At 68.1% G+C, this 14,208-nt stretch carries 18 protein-coding genes and 1 pseudogene; 10 read left to right on the forward strand and 9 right to left on the reverse strand.

All coding sequences use genetic code 11. From position 1 onward, the window contains the following. Positions 1 to 24: 24 nt before the first annotated feature. A complete protein-coding gene (locus GR168_RS00065) occupies positions 25 to 1,305 on the forward strand; it encodes a serine/threonine-protein kinase (protein ID WP_159369722.1) in 1,281 nt (426 codons plus the stop codon). Between the two features lie 19 nt (positions 1,306 to 1,324). Here the strand turns inward: GR168_RS00065 and GR168_RS00070 are convergent, their stop codons facing one another. Both GR168_RS00070 and GR168_RS00075 read right to left on the reverse strand, forming a co-directional pair. After that, positions 1,325 to 1,585, reverse strand: coding sequence for a type B 50S ribosomal protein L31 (locus GR168_RS00070; protein WP_058253002.1), 261 nt, complete (start codon positions 1,583 to 1,585; stop codon positions 1,325 to 1,327). A gap of 37 nt (positions 1,586 to 1,622) precedes the next feature. Next, positions 1,623 to 2,972 (reverse strand): GTP-binding protein, encoded by a 1,350-nt coding sequence (locus tag GR168_RS00075; RefSeq protein WP_159369723.1) that lies wholly within the window; start codon positions 2,970 to 2,972, stop codon positions 1,623 to 1,625. 104 nt (positions 2,973 to 3,076) lie between these two features. Between GR168_RS00075 and rpmB the strand changes: the two genes are divergently transcribed. The 5 genes and pseudogenes from rpmB (at position 3,077) to GR168_RS00100 (ending at position 5,704) form a co-directional block, all read left to right on the forward strand. Further along, complete coding sequence (gene rpmB / locus GR168_RS00080; RefSeq protein ID WP_004020952.1) at positions 3,077 to 3,313, forward strand: 50S ribosomal protein L28; 237 nt, start codon at positions 3,077 to 3,079, stop codon at positions 3,311 to 3,313. Next, positions 3,313 to 3,477, forward strand: coding sequence for a 50S ribosomal protein L33 (gene rpmG, locus GR168_RS00085; RefSeq protein ID WP_159369724.1), 165 nt, complete (start codon positions 3,313 to 3,315; stop codon positions 3,475 to 3,477). Before rpmB ends, rpmG begins: the two co-directional genes overlap by 1 nt. Next, positions 3,477 to 3,782 (forward strand): 30S ribosomal protein S14, encoded by a 306-nt coding sequence (gene rpsN / locus GR168_RS00090; RefSeq protein ID WP_159369725.1) that lies wholly within the window; start codon positions 3,477 to 3,479, stop codon positions 3,780 to 3,782. Before rpmG ends, rpsN begins: the two co-directional genes overlap by 1 nt. Before the next feature lie 28 nt (positions 3,783 to 3,810). Beyond that, the gene (gene rpsR / locus GR168_RS00095; RefSeq protein ID WP_058253006.1) at positions 3,811 to 4,074 is read left to right on the forward strand and encodes a 30S ribosomal protein S18; all 264 of its coding nucleotides are present in this window, start codon (positions 3,811 to 3,813) and stop codon (positions 4,072 to 4,074) included. A 411-nt stretch (positions 4,075 to 4,485) separates the two neighbouring features. After that, positions 4,486 to 5,704, forward strand: a pseudogene (locus GR168_RS00100) (IS110 family transposase). A gap of 151 nt (positions 5,705 to 5,855) precedes the next feature. Here the strand turns inward: GR168_RS00100 and GR168_RS00105 are convergent. The 3 genes from GR168_RS00105 to GR168_RS00115 form a co-directional block, all read right to left on the reverse strand. Continuing rightward, entirely contained in the window at positions 5,856 to 6,575 is a 720-nt protein-coding gene (locus GR168_RS00105) for a type 1 glutamine amidotransferase domain-containing protein (RefSeq protein ID WP_058253007.1), read from the reverse strand. Between the two features lie 107 nt (positions 6,576 to 6,682). Next, on the reverse strand, positions 6,683 to 7,531 hold the full coding sequence (locus GR168_RS00110) for an SDR family NAD(P)-dependent oxidoreductase (protein WP_159369726.1): 849 nt from the start codon (positions 7,529 to 7,531) through the stop codon (positions 6,683 to 6,685). After that, positions 7,521 to 7,772 carry a hypothetical protein gene (locus GR168_RS00115; RefSeq protein ID WP_068970751.1) on the reverse strand — a complete coding sequence of 84 codons (252 nt, stop codon included), beginning with the start codon at positions 7,770 to 7,772 and terminating at the stop codon, positions 7,521 to 7,523. The genes GR168_RS00110 and GR168_RS00115 overlap by 11 nt, the downstream gene beginning before the upstream one ends. Before the next feature lie 78 nt (positions 7,773 to 7,850). Between GR168_RS00115 and GR168_RS00120 the strand changes: the two genes are divergently transcribed. Beyond that, complete coding sequence (locus GR168_RS00120; RefSeq protein ID WP_159369727.1) at positions 7,851 to 9,335, forward strand: DHA2 family efflux MFS transporter permease subunit; 1,485 nt, start codon at positions 7,851 to 7,853, stop codon at positions 9,333 to 9,335. A 131-nt stretch (positions 9,336 to 9,466) separates the two neighbouring features. Here GR168_RS00120 and GR168_RS00125 read toward each other — a convergent pair whose 3' ends face one another. Both GR168_RS00125 and GR168_RS23715 read right to left on the reverse strand, forming a co-directional pair. Continuing rightward, positions 9,467 to 9,838, reverse strand: a complete 372-nt coding sequence (locus GR168_RS00125) for a DUF4190 domain-containing protein (RefSeq protein WP_238994980.1) — start codon at positions 9,836 to 9,838, stop codon at positions 9,467 to 9,469. Positions 9,839 to 10,629: 791 nt separating this feature from the next. After that, positions 10,630 to 10,809: a hypothetical protein gene (locus GR168_RS23715; protein WP_171011560.1), complete on the reverse strand. Its 180-nt coding sequence runs from the start codon at positions 10,807 to 10,809 to the stop codon at positions 10,630 to 10,632. Positions 10,810 to 10,919: 110 nt separating this feature from the next. On the opposite strand from GR168_RS23715, the gene GR168_RS00135 reads away from it, so the two are divergent. Further along, positions 10,920 to 11,441 (forward strand): peptidylprolyl isomerase, encoded by a 522-nt coding sequence (locus tag GR168_RS00135; protein WP_058253011.1) that lies wholly within the window; start codon positions 10,920 to 10,922, stop codon positions 11,439 to 11,441. A gap of 209 nt (positions 11,442 to 11,650) precedes the next feature. Then, positions 11,651 to 12,364, forward strand: coding sequence for a rhomboid family intramembrane serine protease (locus GR168_RS00140; protein ID WP_159369728.1), 714 nt, complete (start codon positions 11,651 to 11,653; stop codon positions 12,362 to 12,364). 13 nt (positions 12,365 to 12,377) lie between these two features. On the opposite strand, the gene GR168_RS00145 is transcribed toward GR168_RS00140, so the two are convergent. Both GR168_RS00145 and crgA read right to left on the reverse strand, forming a co-directional pair. After that, positions 12,378 to 12,881, reverse strand: coding sequence for a PH domain-containing protein (locus tag GR168_RS00145; RefSeq protein WP_159369729.1), 504 nt, complete (start codon positions 12,879 to 12,881; stop codon positions 12,378 to 12,380). Positions 12,882 to 12,996: 115 nt separating this feature from the next. Beyond that, entirely contained in the window at positions 12,997 to 13,287 is a 291-nt protein-coding gene (gene crgA, locus GR168_RS00150; protein ID WP_010843022.1) for a cell division protein CrgA, read from the reverse strand. 149 nt (positions 13,288 to 13,436) lie between these two features. Here crgA and GR168_RS00155 point away from each other — a divergent pair, with 149 nt between their 5' ends. Further along, positions 13,437 to 14,096 (forward strand): aminodeoxychorismate/anthranilate synthase component II, encoded by a 660-nt coding sequence (locus GR168_RS00155; protein WP_159369730.1) that lies wholly within the window; start codon positions 13,437 to 13,439, stop codon positions 14,094 to 14,096. Positions 14,097 to 14,208 lie beyond the last annotated feature (112 nt).

Raw genomic sequence — 14,208 nt, forward strand, 5'->3', positions numbered from 1 at the left:
AATGGCACCCGCTACCGTGAACAAGTGGACCGAGACCTGCTCGACGGACGCTACGAGATCCGGGGAGTTCTCGGACGCGGTGGCATGGCGGTGGTCCACGACGGGTGGGACCGGCGACTCCACCGGTCGGTCGCCATCAAACTACTGCGCTCAGAGCCGGAGACCCCGACGGTCGCACGTGACCGGTTCATCGCAGAGGCGCGGGCGGCCGCCGCGCTCAACCACCCCAACATCGTCGCCGTCCACGATTTCGGCGAGCACGACGGGACGCCGTACATCGTGATGGAACGGCTGAGTGGCACAACGGTCGGCGATCTCATGGTCGGCGGGCCGTTGCCGCCCCACCGCGTCGCCGCGATCCTCGAGGACGTCCTGGCCGCCCTGCACGACGCCCATTCCGCCGGGGTGCTGCACCGCGACATCAAACCCGCGAACTTGCTGATGTTCGGCGACCGGGTGAAGGTGGCCGATCTCGGCATCGCCAAGACGGCCGGGATGGCGCACACGGCGACGGGAGAAGTGGTCGGAACCATCTGTTACCTCAGTCCCGGTCGCGTGTTGGGCCGGGCGGCGACACCGGCCGACGATCTCTACGCGGCTGCGGTCGTCGCGTATGAGGCCCTGACGGGTCGCCGAGCGTACGACCACGACAACCCTGCCGCCGTCGCGCACGCGATCCTGCACGCGCCGCCGCCGCTGCTGGCCGACATCCGGCCGGATGTCGCCCCGACACTGCGCGAGACGATCGACCGGGCCATGCGTCCGGGTGGCACCGTGCCGTTTCCGAGTGCTGCGGCGATGAGTGCGGCGCTGGCCGGACATACCGACAACACGGGCACGGAAGCGGGGACGAGTCGGCTCACGGCGCCGATGCCGACACTGATCCCACCGCCTCGGAACGCCTCGGAAACGGCTCCGCTTCCGGGAGGGCCGAACCGGTCCCGACGTCGAACGTCGATGGCCGTGCTGGGTGGCGCCGCCGCTCTGCTGACCGCCCTGCTCGTCGCGGTCGTCGTCATCGCCACCGGATCCGACGAGGACACACCTGTTCCGGCGAACCCGACCTCCCTGCCGGCCGCCGAGTCCTCGACCACTGAATCCCGGCCGACTCCGCCGCCGAGCACGGTCGACGTGCCCGCGCCGATCCCTGTCCCCACCGGCGCGACGGAGACCGACACGCCCCAGCCCGAGGAGGGACCGGCCGGAAGCGGCGGAAACGGGCGGGGCAACAGCGGCGGTGGCAACGGCGGCGGTGGCAACAGCGAGAACAAGGGGAACGGGAAACCGAAGGACGACAAGAACTGACGTCGTCCGACGATGACCCTCAGTCGCTCTTTTTGTCCAGGTGCGCGTAGCGCCGGCGGAACTTCTCGACCCGGCCGGCGACGTCGGGGATCGTGTTCACCCCGGTGTAGAACGGATGCGAGTCGCTGGTGACATCGACGGTGATGAGCGGGTACTCGTTGCCGTCGGACCAGGTGACGGTCGTCGACGATGTCGCTGTCGATCGGGTGAGGAACTCCTTGCCCGTCGAACCGTCGCGGATGACGACGGGGTGGTAATCGGGGTGGATGCCCTTCTTCATGTGGGTGCCTTCCGGTGAGATGTGGGTCGGTGCGGGTTCAGTTGTCCCGGGGATCAGCGTCGACGCCGGGGATTGCCTCCACGGTCGACTCGCCGACGTCGAGGTCATCGCACGGGTCGGCGTGGAACTGCCCGAACGGATCGTCGAAGGTCGACCAGAACTGTTGTCCGGCAGCGAATTCGACCTCGTTCAGGCAGGCGCTGCGGAGGGCCTCCTCGATCTCGGCGGGGTCGCCCTGATGGACGAGCGCGACGAGTGACGTGTGCCGGTCGCCGAAGGTCTCGTCCCAGCGCAGTGCACCGAGAGCCCGACGCTCGTCGGGTACCTGCGCGAGTTCGTCGTCGGTCATCGAGGCGAGCCAGGGACCTCCGTGCGCGACGCGCAGTCCGCCGCCGGCCGACTCGAGCCAGAGCGCCTCGTCGGGCTGAGTGGCGATCCAGAGTCGCCCGCGGGCACAGACGACCCCGTCGAGGAGGGCGTCGATGGCCTCGTGAAAGCGATCCGGGTGCAGCGGTCGATCACTGTGGAACTCGACCCACGTGACCCCGCAGTCGGATTCCAGTGGAGGTTCGCCCGCCAGGAGAGGGTCGTGCGGACCGTCGATGCGTCCGCGACGTGACCGGGGCGCTACCGCGGCGAGCAGTTGTTCGGCGAGGACGGGTGTGATCGGGCGCTGCGGCAACTCGAACATCATCGGGACGTTCGGCGCGAGCCGTTTGAGGACGGCGACGAGTCGCGCGGACGCCCAGGCGTCGCGGACGGTCGGGTCGCATGCTGCGACCACCAGCGCGTCGGCAAAAGCGACCTGACCGACCGCCACCTGGGCAAGGGTGCGGTCGTCGTCGAGAGCGACATGCCCACCCTCGGCGAGTGAGAGATCGCCGGTCGCCGACGTCAGCCAATCCTCCTCGGCCACACAGGCAACGGTGAGATCGACGCGGACGTCGGCGGCCGCCGGGGCGTCGTCGAACCCCGGCATGTCCGAGACGATGACGTTCTCGATCGATGAGGCGACCTGCTCGGGTTCGAGGACGGGATCGAGTGTGAGGACGATCCGGTTCACCGACGGTCGACGATGCAGCCTCCGCAGCAGAGGGAGCAGGTCTTCGCGAAGGGTGCACGAGATGCAACCGTGGGCCAGTTCCACGATGCAGACGTCATGGTGGCTGCGACCGTCGGGGCCCCGCCAGCTGAGGGTCCGGACGACGCGGCCGTCCTCGACCTGTGTCAGGTCGTGGTGGACCTGGACGCTGCCGACGCCGCCGCACTCCAACGCGTCGCCCACCCGGTGGATCGACGACGCGTCGAGCCCGGTGACCAGCACGACCGGGGTCCGTTGGTTGCCCGGGGCGTCCTGCGGGTGGTTCGCGGATTGATCGTCGAGCACGACTCCACTCCGTTCTATTGAGAATGATTTCCATTTGTGCTTCGACGACGGTACCGTGGCCGCAGAGTTAATGCCAATCATTGTCGATAAGAACAGGAGGCAGCATGTCCAAGAGGTGCCAGGTCACCGGTCGGGTACCCGGCTTCGGCAAGCAGGTGTCGCATTCGCACAAGCGGACGTCGCGCCGATGGGACCCGAACATCCAGCGCCGCCGCTACTACGTGCCCAGCGAGGGGCGGTACGTGACGCTGCGCGTCAGCGCCAAGGGGATCTCGACGATCGACAAGCACGGCATCGAGTCGGTGCTGCGCAAGATCCGTGCCCGAGGGGAGAAGGTCTGATGGCGCGCAACGAGATCCGGCCCATCGTCAAACTGCGGTCCACCGCCGGGACCGGATACACCTATGTGACCCGGAAGAACCGTCGCAACGATCCCGACCGGATGGTGCTGCGCAAGTACGACCCCCTCGCCCGCGCCCACGTCGACTTCCGAGAGGACCGCTGATGGCCAAGAAGTCCAAGATCGTCCGCAACGAACAGCGCCGCGAGGTCGTCGCGCGGTATGCCGACCTCCGCGCCGAACTGAAGCGCGCGAGCGTTGCAGCGAGTTCGACGCCCGAGGAGCGTTCGGAAGCGCTACGACGCCTACAACGGCTGCCGCGCAACGCAAGTCCGACTCGGCTGCGCAACCGGGATGCCGTCGACGGCCGGCCCCGCGGGTACATCGGCAAGGCGGGCCTGTCGCGCGTGCGGTTCCGCGAACTCGTGCACCGCGGCGAACTACCCGGAATCCAGAAGTCCAGCTGGTGATCCGGACCCACGAGAACGAGGAACAGTGATGGCCAACAGAAGACAACGTCAGCGCGAGGAAGTGCCGGCGAAGCGCAAGCGGAACCTTCTCATCGCACAGGGCGTGCGGGTCGACGGGCGGAATCCCGTGGACTACAAGGATGTCGCATTGCTGCGGCAGTTCTTGTCCGACAAGGGCAGAATCCGCAGCCGACGCCTCACGGGGCTGAGCCCGCAGGAGCAGCGCCAGGTCGCCACCGCGATCCGCAACGCGCGAGAGATGGCGTTGCTGCCGTACGACTCTCGGCATTGACAATTGCGCTCGGAGGTGCGAGCGGAGCGCCCCTCACCGCTCGCTGATCCGAGAGAACTACTCACCCACTGGTCCCTGAGGTGCGAGGAGCGCAAGCGACGAGCCACGAAGGGCCTGGTGAGACGCCTTGCGAGACCCTAATGGGGGTGGATCGGCGTCCTGCAGGGGATGCTGGTTTGTGTGAGCCTTCCCGGCCGGTGACCACTCCGAGACCCTGAAACGGTGTCGGATTTCTACACGAAGACCGTGGCCCGGCCGGGTAAGGATCACCCGCTAGAACGCTTCTGGGATGTCGTGCCCCCTGAACCATGTGGGGTGAGCACTGATCCATTAGGCCGCGTCAAGGGTGATCACCCCAAGGTTCACACCGACGATCGATCGAGACGACCGAAGACGAGGTGAACGACCGACATGATCTGTGTGGGCAACGACTGGGCGTCGGATCATCACGACGTGTGCGTGATGGATGAACACGGCACCACCCTGGCCACCCGCCGACTACCCGAGAACGCGGCCGGCGTGACGGCGATGCATGACCTGCTCGCCCGGTTCGCCCACGACCCCTCTGAGGTGGTGGTGGGGATCGAAACCGATCACGGCATGTGGGTCGCCGCCCTGGTCGCCGCGGGCTATCAGGTGTATGCGATCAACCCGTTGTCGGTGTCGCGGTACCGCGACCGCCACCATGTCGGGGGCACCAAATCCGATAAGGCTGACGCGAAAACGCTGGCTGATCTGGTGCGGACCGACCGGCACAATCATCGATTGGTCGCCGCCGACACCGTCGAGGTCAAGGCGATCACGGTGATGGCCCGTACGCATCAGAATCTGGTGTGGGCGCGCTCAGCACAACAGAACGTGTTGCGCGCTCAACTGGGCGCCTACTATCCGGCCGCGGTCGATGCCTTCGGCGGCGACCTCGCCCACAAAGACTGCCTGGCGGTGTTGCGTCGCGCTCCCACCCCACGACAGGGAGCGGCACTGACGGTCGCGGCGATCCGATCAGCTCTGAAAAAGGGTGGCCGCCAACGCAATACCGATACCCGTGCCCGCGAGATCCAGCAGGCCCTGCGTGGGGGCGGTCATCTGAGCGCACCGGAGGCACTTACCGCAGCGTATGCGGCGACCGTGACCGTGACGGTGAACATGCTGACGACGCTCAACACCCAAATTGATCAACTGGAAACCAGTATGGCCCAGTCTTTTAGAGCGCATCGCCGACGCCGAGATCTACCTGTCCATGCCCGGAGTCGGTGACATCACCGGCGCCCGGATGCTTGGCGAGTTCGGGGACGACCCCGAACGCTATGCCACCGCCAAGTCTCGCAGAAACTATGCCGGCACCTCACCACGGACCATCGCCTCAGGCAAAGGGCACGTCGTGCTGGCCCGCCATATCCGCAACACCCGCCTCAACGCCGCCGCCATGGCGATGGCGCAAAGCGCGCTGACCGGCAGTCCCGGCGCCCGCGTCTACTACGACAGCCTGCGAGATCAGAAGAAGTCCCACCCCCAAGCCTTGCGTGCGCTCGCCAACCGGCTCATCGGCATCCTCCACGGCTGCCTCAAACACCGCACCCTCTACAACGAACACACCGCCTGGAACCACCGCGCCAACCTCGCCGCTTGACACCTTGCACCCCTGGGATGTCTTCGTGGCTCGCTTCGCTCGCACCTCAGGGAGCAGGGGTGTGCTCCTCGCACCTCAGGGAGCAGGGGTGTGGTCCTCGCACCTGAGGGAGCAGAGGGTGTGCTCCTCGAACCTCGAGGGGCAAGAGGTGCTACTTGGAACCCTGCGGCACGTTCTCGAGGCGATCCAGCAGGGTGCGTGCCAAGGATTCCGACGACGCGGGATTCTGGCCGGTCAGCAGGTTGCCGTCGGTCTCGATGTGGACCGTCCACGGTTCGGCGAGGGTGACCTTGAAACCTGCCTGGGTGAGCCGATCCTGGAGGAGCCAGGGAGCCTTGTCGGCGAGTCCGGCCTGTTCCTCCTCGGCGTTGCTGAAGCCGGTCACCGTGCGGCCGGCGAACGCGTTGACGCCGTCGGAGTTGTTCGCCGCCAACAGGATCGCCGGACCGTGACAGACGATTCCGAGCGGCAGTTGCGCCTCGTCGGCCGCTATCAGCAGAGCTCCCGCGTCCGCGTCGACGGCCAGGTCCTCCATGGGTCCGTGGCCGCCCGGGACGAACACGGCGTCGTAGTCGGCGATGCGAACGTCGGTGAGCGCGATCGGCTTCTGCAGCTCCGGAGCGGTCTCCACGACATGGCGGATTTCCGCGGCGCGCTCAGGTGTGCCGATGCTCTCGACCGCGAGGCTCGTCTCGTCGACCGGTGGCTTCGCGCCGTTCGGAGTGGCTACGGTCACCTTGTAGCCGGCCGCGCGGAACACTTCCAGCGGCGCGACGGCCTCCTCGGCCCAGAACCCGGTCTTGTGGCTCGAGCCGTCATTCAGCGTCCAGCTGCCGGCGCCGGTCATGATGAAGAGGATGTTGCGTGTCATCTGAACCTCCTGTGTCCAGGTAGACGGTGTCGGTCTCCGACCGCCAACGTAGAGAACAACCGCGGTCTCGGCCACGGCCCAGGTCAGGGCGGGGGAGACGGGTCAGGTCACGTCAAACCGGTGAGTTCCGCCGATCGCAGCCACAACCCGTCGATCAGCTTCTGGTCATGGGCCTGACGGTTCTCCCGACCATTGGCCTTGTGGCGATCGAAGTACACGCCGTTGACCGTCGGGTCGGCGCCGCGCTCGGCCAGGGCGATGAGCGGGGCAGCTCCCTGCTCGGGGGTGATGGTCACCAGGCGCGTCAGCGGAGACCGGTAGGCGAGCCCGACGAAGCGCGAGTCGCGGCCGAAGCTCGTTGCCGCCGGTCCGGGATGCACTGCGGCGGAATAGATCTTGTCACCGGTCCAGCGCTGCGCGATCCCGCGTGTGAACATGATGTTCATCAATTTGGCCGTACCGTAGGGCCGCATCGCGAGGGTCCGGCGCTTCTCGAAATCCAGGTCGTCGAGGTCGACCTTCCCGAAGAGGTTGCCGACGCTGGACGTGTTCAGGACGAGCGATTGTGGGGCCGCGGCCAACCGGTCCCGCACCAGGTGGGTCAGCAGGAACGGTGCGAGATGGTTGATCTGGAAGTTGGGTTCGTGCCCGTCGGACGTGCGGTGCGACGCGTCGAAAGTCCCGCCCGCGTTGTTCATCAGGACGTCGATGGTCCCGACGGCGGAATTGATCTCGGCGGCTAGATCCCGCACCTCCGAGAGCGCGGAGAAGTCGGCGGTGAACTGCCGCGCACCGGTCTCGGCGGCGATCGGCGCAAGCTTCTTCGCCGAGCGTCCGACGAGGACGAGATCGGTGTCGGGTCCGGCCAGGGATCGCGCGGCGATCGCGCCGATCCCGTCGCTGGCGCCGGTGAGGACGATGGTGCGTTTCTGTCCGGACGGGGTGTCACTGGCCATCGGTCGTGCCCTCCGATCCGCCGACCGCGTGACCCTCGTCAGTGTGGTCGGCCGGTGGCTGCGCTCCGTCGTAAGACGCCTTGTCTTCCCGGATTCGGTCGGTCTCGCCGATCTCCGTGTCCCCTGCGGTGGGCAGTGCCGAGGCCGGCCCGCCATTCTCGTCGGGGTCGCTCCGCATGTCGGGGTCGGCCTTCACTTCGTCGTCGGTCGTGGTCCATGTGGGCTTCTCGTTGTCCGGCATCTCTCCACCTTGCCCCAAGACGCGGGATTTCACACCGCCCTTGACTTCAACTGAACTTGAGGTTGTGTGCTCGTCGTCGTGACCACACTCGACCCGGCGAGCCGGCGCATCGGCCTCATCCTCGTCGTCCCGACCCTGATGGTGATGCTCGACGTGACGGTCGTGACCGTCGCGCTGCCGCAACTGACCACCGAATTCGATGCGCCGCTGTCCAGCGTGCAGTGGGTGACCACCGCGTATGCACTGGCCCTTGTCGCGGTCATGCCGCTGTCGGCCTACGCCAGCAACCGCTTCGGCGGCCGACGGGTCTACTGCGCGGCCCTCCTGGTCTTCGTTCTCGGTTCGCTCCTCACCGCCCTGTCCTGGAACATCGGCAGTCTCATCGTGTTTCGTGCGCTCCAGGGGCTCGGTGGTGGGATGCTGCAACCCGTCGGCATGGCCATTGCGCTGCAGGCCGTGCCGGAGGCGTTGCGCGGTCGGATGATGGCCATCCTGGGACTGCCCACCCTCGTCGGTCCCGTGCTCGGTCCGGTGCTGGGCGGCGTTCTCGTCGACCACGGCAGCTGGCGTGTCGTCTTCGCGGTGAACGTGCCCCTCGGCCTGATCGCGGCGGCCCTGGCGTGGCGGTTCTTCCCCCGAACCGCCACGCGCGGCATGCCGCGAATCGACCTGCGAGCCGTGGCGGCGCTGTCACCGGGCGGGGCGTTCCTGGTTCTCGGCCTGTCCCGCGCCGGGGACACCGGGTCGCTGCTCGCGGCATCGATACTTGTCCCGGTCGGTATCGGACTGGTCTTGCTGGGATACTTCGTCCGACGATCGCTGCGCAGCCGCACGCCCGTCCTGGATCTCCGGCTATTGGCGCACGCGCGTCTGCGCGGTGGCGTCGTGGTGATGATCTTCTTCGCCGGGGCGTACTTCGGGTCGATGACGATCCTGCCCATCTACGTCCAGTCGGTCCGGTCCGATTCGGCCACGACCGCCGGCATGCTGTTCGTCCTCCCCGCGCTCCTGAGCGGCATCACTCTCCAGATCGCCACGCGGGTCGCCGATTCCGTGGACCCGCGGCGGGTTGCGATCTGCGGCATCGTGCTGTCGACGACGGCGATGATCCTGATGGCCACGCTGCTCGACGAGTCGCTGCCCTACCCGGCTGTCGTCGCGATCCTCGCTCTCATGGGGATCGGAGTCGGCGCGACGATGCTGCCCACCATGACGGCCGCCACCCGCGACCTCGAGGGCGCAGACACTCCGGGCGGCACGACCATCCTCACGACCTCGAACCAGTTCGCCGTCGCGCTGGCGTCGGCCGCGATCACGGCCACCATTGCGGCCCTGATGAATTCGCGCAGCGCGGCGGTCGACGGTCGGGGAGTGGCGGGTGCGATGTCATTGAGTCCCGCCGAACGCATCGACGCCGCGCCCGAGTTGGCCTCGGCGATCGCCGACACGTACCTCCTCACGGCAGGTCTCCTCGTGTGTTCCCTCCTCGCGGCCGTGTTCGTGATGCCGGCGCGGCGGACCCTTCGAGACGCTCGCAAGCTCGCTCCTCAGGGGGCGGGGTGATGTGCGCGAGCTTGCTGCTCAGGGGGCGGGGTGATGTGCTTGCACGCTCGCCCCTCAGGGGACGGGGTGAGGTGCTCGGAAGCTCGCTCCTCAGGAAACGGATGGGCGACTCACCGCTCGTCAGTCCGGCCTCAGGCGATGAAGAGTATCCATCCGTAGACGAGCAGTCCGAAGACGAAGACCCCGAGGTAGGCCCAGCCGACCCAGATGGCGGCGGTGGCGAACGGGAGGCCCACCTCGCGACGCTGCCGGATCTGGGTGCGCGCACGGTATCCGAGGACCAGTCCCACGATGAAAGTGATCCCGAGGATCGACAACGCCAAGGCCCACAACGCCATCCGATTGACGCGCGGACCGGCACCGGACTGGGGAGCCACGCTGTCCTCCGAACTTCTGGCGGGTTCGACTGCTGAGTAGGCCTGGGTCGCCGGGGAGGCGGGGCCCGAGGTCTCGGTGTCCGGGCGGTCGGCGGCAGGTGCGCCGGCCGTGCCGGGACCGTCCACGACGCGGGTATTAGGGGACGGATCGCCGGACAGACCGACTGCCAGTCCGCCCGCACCCACCACCTGTGTCGCGTGATCGTCCCGGTCGGAATCCCGACCGGAGGAGTCCGGTCGTCCGCCCGGCGCTGGACCCGGCCGGGGCCCGGCGAAGGGTGGACGGGAGGAGCCATCTGTGGGCCTATTGCCTTGCGGCGGAGTGCCTTTGGCGAACGGCGCCCCTCCCGGGCCCGGCCGTTGACCGGGCGGGGGCCGGCGTCCGGGCGGACCCGATGGCATCGGCGGTCGCGGACCCGGGCCGGGCGGATTTCCGCCTGGGCGCTGCACGGTGGGGTTGGCGCCCGCTATCGGGGCCGGCGCGGGCCCGGGGCCATTCGGCCGCGGACGCGGCGCACCGGGCGGGTGCGGTCCCCCGGAGGGACCAGACGTCCCGAACGAGTCACCGCGCGGCGGGGCCGGTCGCCGGCCCGGCGGGGGCCCGGGTCTGGTGGGCGGTCGACCCCCCGGCGGCGGCGCGGAGTCACCGCGGGGCGCCGGCCGGCCGTCGGAACGGTCGGGGGCGTCGGCTCCCTGCGACGAGGTCGGCGAGCCCGCAGGTCGTGCGGGGGACCGTTCCCACGGCGCCGGGTTGCTCGCCGGTGCGGAGCTCTCGGGCGCCGACCAGGACTCGCGGGTCCGATCGGCTGCGCCGCCGGACCCCGGCGGCGGGTTCGGGGAGCGCTCGTCGTCTGAGGTCACGAGACCAAATTACCCGTGCGTGGCGAGCGGCCCGGTGTCGCGTCGGCCGCGGCGGGTCACGAAGCCTGCGTCTCGGTGCTCTCGGCGAGCGCCTCGCGGACCTCCTCGATCCGCGGGACGGTCGGGGACACCGGGGCCACCACGCGTCGGGCGCGACGCAGCGAGCCGACGACGACGGCGGCGGTGACGGACGCGGCGACCACACCCAGCGCGGTCAAGAGGTAGTTCTTGGACATGGGCTCAAGAGTGCCAGCCGGTGTGCGCCGCTGCCACCCCGCCCGGTGCATCTGCGCACCTCGGGGCCGTGTCCCGACCAGCGGATCCGGGTGAGTGGTTGGATGGAGGGATGACTACACCGAAAAGCTCCGCAGTCATCCACACCAATCGCGGCGACATCAAGGTCGACCTGTTCCCGAACCATGCACCCAAGACGGTCGAGAACTTCGTCGGGCTGGCCGACGGCAGCAAGGAATACAGCAAGCCCAACGCGTCCGGCGGCAACTCCGGCCCGTTCTTCGACGGCTCGGTCTTCCACCGCGTCATCTCCGGTTTCATGATCCAGGGCGGCGACCCGACCGGAACCGGCATGGGCGGCCCCGGCTACCAGTTCGGCGACGAGTTCCACCCGGAGCTGCAGTTCGACCGTCCGTACCTGCTCGCGATGGCCAATGCCGGCCCAGGTACCAACGGCTCGCAGTTCTTCATCACCGTCGGCCCGACCCCGCACCTCAACCGTCGCCACACCATCTTCGGTGAGGTCACCGATCCGGCTTCGCAGCAGGTCGTCGACGCGATCGCCACGACGTCGACCGACCGCAGCGACCGCCCGCTCGACGAGGTCGTCATCGAGAAGATCGAGGTCAACTGACCTCTCCGGAGCACACCGCCCCGCAGCGGGCGGTGTGTTACCGGCATCCCGACCGTCCCACCGGCTTGTCCTGCAGCCGGTGCGGACGGCCGGCGTGTCCTGAGTGCCTGCGTCCGGCATCGGTCGGTCAGCACTGTCTCGAATGCCTCCGCAACGACGGCGTGCAACGGTCGCCGTCGCTCGGCGGCCCACGCCGCGGTGTCCCCGTGATGGCGCGCACCCGCACGGCCCCGACGCAGCCCTACGCCACCTACGCGATGATCGCGGTCAACCTGCTGATCTTTGCCCTGTGTGTACTCCAGGCCGGCGTGGGCGATCCCGGCGGTGCGGCGATCTTCGGCGCCGGCGACCTCCTCAAGAGCGACGTCGCGACCGGCGAGTACTGGCGACTCCTCACCGCGGGCTTCCTGCATTTCAGCGTCATGCACGTGGCCGTGAACATGCTGTCGCTCTACATCCTCGGCCGCGATCTCGAACTCGCCCTCGGTATCGGCCGATACCTGGCCGTCTACCTGATCGCACTGCTCGGCGGCAGCGCTGCCGTCATGCTCTTCGAGGACGACCGCGCCCTGACCGCCGGAGCCTCCGGAGCCATCTACGGACTCATGGGCGCGATGCTCGTGATCATCCTCAAGGCCCGCGTGTCCCCGGTCCCGGTTCTGCTCATCATCGGCTTCAACGTGGTGCTGTCGTTCTCACTGCCGGGCATCTCGGTCCTCGGGCATCTCGGCGGGCTCGCCTTGGGAGCGGCCGCCACCGCGGCGATCGTGTACCTCCCCGACGCCGTGCTGCCCGCGGGTCGTCGGACTCCCCAGGCCGCGAGTCGCGTCGGCTGGATCGCGCTCGCCGCACTGTTCCTCGTGGCGCTGGGGCTGGGCATCGGCGCGGGCGTCGCGTACGACGGGCTCGTCTACATCCGCTGAGCTGCGGCGCGACCTACCCCTCGTCGACGACGAAGCCGGCGTCGCGCAGCGCGTCGACCACGGTCGGCAGGTCGGTCCCGAGGTCCCAGCGGCTGAAGACCACGAGTCGGGTGTCGTCGCGAGGGCCGACGCCGCGGTCGTGCGCGGTCGTGCCGGCTGCGTCGTCGTCGAGAACGTCGATCTCCAACTGTCCGACCCGCCGGCCGACCCGACGGATCGACAGCGTCCGAATCCGTTCGATGCGTTCTGGGGGGTACGTCCGTTGGCCTCGCAAGGTCCCGAGGACCAGAGCGGGGTTCGGACCCGATGTGATGGCCAGTCGGGGACGCACCAGCAGGGTGTAGGCGCCGAGCACGAGAAGGAGAATCCCGGCGACGCCCATCAGGACCATGCCGGCCGGATCGGCAGCGGCGACGACCGCCGCCACCACCAACGCGACGCCGCCGAGGCAGCCGGCCAGACCGGCGCCGACGGGGGTCGCCCACGCATGTGTGTAAGAGACCTCGGAGTTATCCACAGGAGTTACTCACAGTGGGGATGACTTACACACATGTGATTTCCACAGTGTGGATAACTTACACGCGCGTGTTTCAGCAGCTCAGCGCATTCGACACGCGAACGACCGCCGGCGTCTACCGCCAACGCATCGTCATCAACAGGCCCGCCACCATCAGCGAGAAACCGATCAGGAAGTTCCACGAGTTGAGCTCGGCCATCCAGTGCAGGACCTGGCCCTCGCCGCCGTACGCGGTGGGCGTGGCGGCCAGGTAGTAGACGACGAGCCAGGCGAGACCCAGCACCATCAGGCCGAGCATGACGCCTACATAGATGGTGCTCGAAGGGCCGGCCTTGACCTTGACCGGCGTCCGGCTGGCCGGGTTGATGGTGTAATCGGTCTTCTTCCGGACTTTTGACTTCGGCATGACTTCCTCCGTTGTGCGGCACCGCCGGGGCGGTCGTACGCGGGCGGGAGAAGGTGAGCTCGTCCCCGCCACTGGCAAACACTCGAGATCTACGGTATCTCACCAGGTCGCCGACGCCGACCACCCGCTTCGGCGGTAGCCTTTCTCGCGTGAGTCGCATTCTGGTGGTCGACAACTACGACAGCTTCGTCTACAACCTGGTCCAGTACTTGGGCCAGCTGGGCGTCGAGGCCGTCGTGTGGCGCAACGACGACCCGCAACTCTCCCCGGCTGATCCCGACCATCTGAGCGAGGCCGTTGCCGGATTCGACGGCGTCCTCCTCAGCCCCGGTCCCGGCACGCCGCAGCGGGCCGGCGCGACGATGCCGATGGTCCGTGTCGCCGCCGAACGGGAACTGCCGCTGCTGGGTGTGTGCCTGGGACACCAGGCGATCGGTGCGGCGTTCGGCGGCACCGTCGACCGCGCACCCGAACTCCTGCATGGCAAGACCTCACTGGTCTTCCACGATGACGCCGGCGTGCTTGAAGGACTGCCGGATCCGTTCACCGCCACGCGCTATCACTCGCTGACGGTGCTGCCCGAGACGATCCCTGATGAACTCGTCGTCACCGGACGCACCGAGTCGGGCATCGTGATGGCGATGGCCCACCGTGAACTACCCATCCACGGCGTGCAGTTCCACCCGGAGAGCGTCCTGACCCAGGGCGGTCACCGGATGCTCGCCAACTGGCTCAAGACATGTGGGATCGAGATCGACGAGACCCGCGTGGCCGCCCTCGAAGCCGAGATGGCGACCGCGGTCGGCTGACTTCGGTGGCGAGGTCACCGAAGTGGTTTCGACTCGGCTCCTCGACCTCGACGCGCTCCTTCGTCGCTTGCTCGGCCCGGCGGCTCCGCTCGGTGCCGGCTCAACCAGCAGA

The organism is Gordonia sp. JH63 (assembly GCF_009856645.1).
In the GTDB taxonomy this organism is placed as follows: domain Bacteria; phylum Actinomycetota; class Actinomycetes; order Mycobacteriales; family Mycobacteriaceae; genus Gordonia; species Gordonia hongkongensis.

Coding starts and splice junctions, on each gene's coding strand:
- rpsN (WP_159369725.1), top strand. CDS start 3,477: ATGGCCAAGAAGTCCAAGATCGTCCGCAACGAACAGCGCCGCGAGGTC.
- GR168_RS00135 (WP_058253011.1), top strand. CDS start 10,920: ATGACTACACCGAAAAGCTCCGCAGTCATCCACACCAATCGCGGCGAC.
- rpmG (WP_159369724.1), top strand. CDS start 3,313: ATGGCGCGCAACGAGATCCGGCCCATCGTCAAACTGCGGTCCACCGCC.
- GR168_RS00140 (WP_159369728.1), top strand. CDS start 11,651: ATGGCGCGCACCCGCACGGCCCCGACGCAGCCCTACGCCACCTACGCG.
- GR168_RS00115 (WP_068970751.1), bottom strand. CDS start 7,772: ATGCCGGACAACGAGAAGCCCACATGGACCACGACCGACGACGAAGTG.
- rpsR (WP_058253006.1), top strand. CDS start 3,811: ATGGCCAACAGAAGACAACGTCAGCGCGAGGAAGTGCCGGCGAAGCGC.
- GR168_RS23715 (WP_171011560.1), bottom strand. CDS start 10,809: ATGTCCAAGAACTACCTCTTGACCGCGCTGGGTGTGGTCGCCGCGTCC.
- crgA (WP_010843022.1), bottom strand. CDS start 13,287: ATGCCGAAGTCAAAAGTCCGGAAGAAGACCGATTACACCATCAACCCG.
- GR168_RS00110 (WP_159369726.1), bottom strand. CDS start 7,531: ATGGCCAGTGACACCCCGTCCGGACAGAAACGCACCATCGTCCTCACC.
- GR168_RS00105 (WP_058253007.1), bottom strand. CDS start 6,575: ATGACACGCAACATCCTCTTCATCATGACCGGCGCCGGCAGCTGGACG.
- GR168_RS00070 (WP_058253002.1), bottom strand. CDS start 1,585: ATGAAGAAGGGCATCCACCCCGATTACCACCCCGTCGTCATCCGCGAC.
- rpmB (WP_004020952.1), top strand. CDS start 3,077: ATGTCCAAGAGGTGCCAGGTCACCGGTCGGGTACCCGGCTTCGGCAAG.